Source organism: Borrelia persica No12 (assembly GCF_000500045.1).
GTDB lineage: Bacteria > Spirochaetota > Spirochaetia > Borreliales > Borreliaceae > Borrelia > Borrelia persica.
Genome location: NZ_AYOT01000138.1, coordinates 1 through 4196, shown reverse-complemented (window position 1 = coordinate 4196; position 4196 = coordinate 1). Strand labels below are relative to the sequence as shown.

The window sequence follows — 4196 nt, the reverse complement described above, 5'->3', positions numbered from 1 at the left end:
ATTCAAGCTATTACATCCCATCATCACTACAAGCATAATCTTAGTAAATAAAAATCAATGATATACAAATTGAAATTATTCTGTTAAATTAAGAAACGATAAACGTTTAATAAGATATACTAAAAGGAAAACAATTCTCCTACAGAAAGAAAAAAGTGTTTCCCTTAAATAACTTTATTATCTAATTTATTTATATCTATTTAATAGCAGTACCAGACTCTGTAGTTAAAGGAGTATTTTCAGGATTAATTTTCATTGCTTCCTTAACTGCCTGAAGTCCTGAACCAATAGTTTTTCTTATTGCTACTGTTAATATATCTAATGCCTTAGTAACTGCACTTATTGATGTTCCTTGAATTGAAATAGCAACATTAGCATTAGTAGCATCAGCAGCATTAGCATTCGCAAATTTACCATTCTTAGCCATTGCTCTCAATGCAATACCTCCTGCTATAGTTGCATCTTTAGGGACAGCACCAGCATTACCATCATTATTTTTCGCTAATTTAGCAGCACCATCATCTTTAGATATAGCTTGCAGTATATCAACACCAGTTACTGCTCCAACTGCTTTTGCTGCATCTGCCGCTGACTTCTTTGCATTAGCAGCAGCATCTGCATCAGCAGCAAATAATTTTCCTGCCTCACCATTAGCAGCTTGAGCAGTTCTTTCAGCAGAAAAATCCTCAGCTTTTTTACTATTACCAGCATCATATTTACCTTTGCCTTTAAGTACAACATCTACAATATCTTTAATTCCCTTCACTAGACTATCAACATTATCACCCTTAACACCATTACCAGTACCAGCATTACCACCAGCAGCAACATTACCAATTAGTTCATCACCATCAGTACCAATAGCCTCACTAGCAGTCTTTGCTCCACCAATTATCTTATCAAGAGTCTCACTAACAAATTTCTTTACTTCACTCTCTACTCCCGCCGCATTCGGATTCCCTTGCACAGTATCCTGAACTTTCTTAAAATATTTCCCCACATCCGATTTCTTACTCTCCAAATTTAATCCCAATACACTCCAAACGATATCGCCAAAAGAAGTGAAAACACTGACAAAATCATTTCCCAAACTAACTAAAGCCTGTAAAAACTCATTCTTCTTTTCTAGCTCCGCTACTCCATTATTACATCCCATAACTCCCAAAATCATAAAAATAAGCAAACTTCTCTTGATCACTCCTCTCATCTTCCCATTACCCCCTCTCATTTCTATTTCTTCTTCCCTTTTATCCCTCTAATTCCTCTCATCATAATTTTCCCTCCTTAACTACTCTTTAATTCCCCCCAATCTTTAAATCCTTAATCATCTAAAGCCCCCTTCTCTTCCCTTTCTCTCCCAAATAAGACTTCCTTTATTCTAAAAAAACTATTCTCTCTCTTTAAAATAAAGTTATTATCTTTTCTCTTAATAAAAAAAATTTATCTTCTCTCTTTCATTAAGAAGCGTCTATTCCTTTTTCTATTAACATTACTCCACCAGCAAAAACGCAATAAAAACAAATGATATATAAATCGAAATTCTCTCGTTAAATGAACAAATAAGAAATGTTTAATAAGACATACTAAAATGCAAAGAAGGAAAATAACTATCCTACATCAATAGAAAAATGCTTCCCTTAATTAACCTTAATATTTAGTTTCTTTCTTTCTTTTTGATTATTACTTATTTAATAGCAGTACCAACTCCATTAGCTTCAGGTTCTTCCGAAGTCGCAGAATATTTTATTCCCTTAACTGCTTCCCTTACTTTACCTAAATTTATTGCTACTGTTTTCTCAATGATTACATCAAGTATCCCTAATACCTTGTTACTGCACTTGCAACTGCTGCTTTAACTATTTCAGTATCTGCACCATTAACACTAAATTTACCACTCTTAGTCATGGCTTTAAGAGCAACAGCTGCTGCTAAATCTGCATTGGTCTTTGCAAGGGGTGCCCCATTATTGCCAGCAGCATTTGAAGCATTACCACCTGTAGCAAGTTCTCCAGCATCGCCAGAACCAACAAGCTGAGCAGCAGAAGTCTTAGCATTTTTAATCTTATCTATCATTGCCCATGGATCGGCCTTAGCCACTTCGTCTGCTAATTTAGAACCAGCATTAGCTTGAGCATTACCTCCAAGTACAGCAGAAGTTTGATTAGAAGCAGTTACTTGCCCACCAGCAGTTCCAAATCTGATTTCTACTCCAGATTTTTTCGATGTATCAATAATTGCATTTACACTTTCAATGAAAGTTTTAACACTAGCTTCCTCAGCACCAGCAGCAGCAGAATCGGTATTAGCATCAGCAAGATCAGTATTACCAGTAGCAACAGCAAGTTTAGCTACAGCGCCAATTAGTTTGTCCAAAACATCATTTGCACCTTTAATTGCATCATTCACCACTCTAATTGTACTTCCCTCAGAATTCTTAACATCAGAGATTTCACTTGATAGCTCGTTTAACTTATTCTTAGTTGCAGTAAGTCCATCTCCTATCTTCTTAAAATGTTCCCTACCTTATCTCTCTTATCCCCCGATTTAACAGCAGTAAGCCCTAATGCATCCCCAATAGCATTCTCAAAAACGCCAAAAATCTCATAAAACCCTTGCCCAATCTTAACTAAAGAATCTAAAAAACTATTCCTCTTCTCTAATCCCTCTTTCTCCTCTATCAACCCACTATTACATCCCATAACTCCCAAAATCATAATAATAAGCAAACTTCTTTTGATAACCTTCTTCATCTTCCCACTACCCCCTCTAATTTCTTCTTTATCTTTTATTCCTCTAATTCCTCTCATCATAATTTTCCCTCCTTAATCAACTCTTTAAAAACCCCCCCAATCTTTAAATCCTTAATCATCTAAAGCTCCCTTCTCTTCCCTTTTCTCTCTAGCTCATCTAAATAAGCTCATCTCACTAAGCTCTCCTAAATAAGCTCTCCTTCCTTCTAAAAAAAGTTACTCAGAATACATACTTCCTTCTCTTCTCTTATCATTCCTTCCTTCTCTTATCATTCCTTCCTTCTCTTATCATTCCTTCCTTCTCTTTTTATAAGTTCCCTTCTCTTCTTTTATAAGTCTCTCCTTCTATTTCTATCAACTTTACTCCAACAGAAAAAACGCCATAAAAATGAATAAATTCAAAACAAATGAAATGCAAACATGATAAATTAATACTTAATAAAAAAGATAAAAAAATATATTAAATCACTTAATTTAACAAGAAAACATCTTCCCTATATATCTACACAAAAAATAAGAGAAGTGTTCCCTTTAAATAATTTTTTACTTAATTTTATACAATTATCTATCGTTGTACACTAGCTAACGCTTCTGAAGATTTATCTTCTTGTTTACCTTAGCTAGTGCTTTATTTATCTCTTTTAATCCACTATCAACTGTATTTCTTATCGCAATCATAAGAATACTGAGTGTCTTGTTTACTGCACTTGCTACTGCTCCATTTACTGCATGAGCTGATTTCTCTTCACCATTTTTAGCCGCAAATTTACCATCCTTTGCCATTGCCCGCAATGCTATACCTCCTGCTATTACCGCATCTTTCTTTGCTGCATCAAGAGTTTTAGTACCAGAATCATTCTTAGCAACTGCAATTTCAGCTGCATTAGTTACTTGATTAATACCTTTATTAGTATCAGCATCTCCTGACTTTGATATAGCTTGCAAGATATCAGCTCCACTTACTGCTCCTACTGATGCACTTGCGGCTGCAGCTTGTGCTTCTGTTCCATCATTAGCACTTCCTTTAGCAAACAAATTCCCAACTGATTTCCTTTCATTTTCTTCAGTCTTATTTACTTCTGCACTTCCCTTATCCTTTAACACCACATCAACTATTGTTTTAATTCCTTTAACTAGTGCGTTTACACTTGATACTTCTCCAGGTTTAGCGTCTTTATTTTGTTCAGCATTTCCTATAGCAATATCAGTTGTAGCCCCTTTCGATGCTTCTTTTGCTCCTTCTGCAATTTTATCTAATATCCCACTAATAAATTGCTCAACTACTTCTTTCACTTTTGGATAATTACCATTTTCTGCAACTAAAGTGTTTAATTTATTCTTCACTAATACCATAGTCTTCTCAATATCAATAAAATACTTCCCTATATCACTCTTTTTCGTTTCTGCCTTTATCCCCAATGTCCCACTCACCATATCCCCAAATGC

2 protein-coding genes and 1 pseudogene are annotated in these 4196 nt (G+C 35.0%); all 3 read right to left on the bottom strand.

The window, feature by feature from the left end; all coding sequences use genetic code 11:
* Positions 1-196 precede the first annotated feature (196 nt).
* Positions 197-1228, bottom strand: coding sequence for a variable large family protein (locus U881_RS0103095; RefSeq protein WP_024653182.1), 1032 nt, complete (start codon positions 1226-1228; stop codon positions 197-199).
* Positions 1229-1684: 456 nt separating this feature from the next.
* A pseudogene (locus U881_RS10745) lies at positions 1685-2750 on the bottom strand (variable large family protein).
* 582 nt (positions 2751-3332) lie between these two features.
* On the bottom strand, positions 3333-4196 hold an 864-nt coding region (locus U881_RS0103085), incomplete at its 5' end, for a variable large family protein (RefSeq protein WP_024652992.1).

Excerpts from the sequence above, each read along its gene's own strand:
- U881_RS0103095 (WP_024653182.1), bottom strand. The coding sequence starts at position 1,228 with ATGAGAGGGGGTAATGGGAAGATGAGAGGAGTGATCAAGAGAAGTTTG.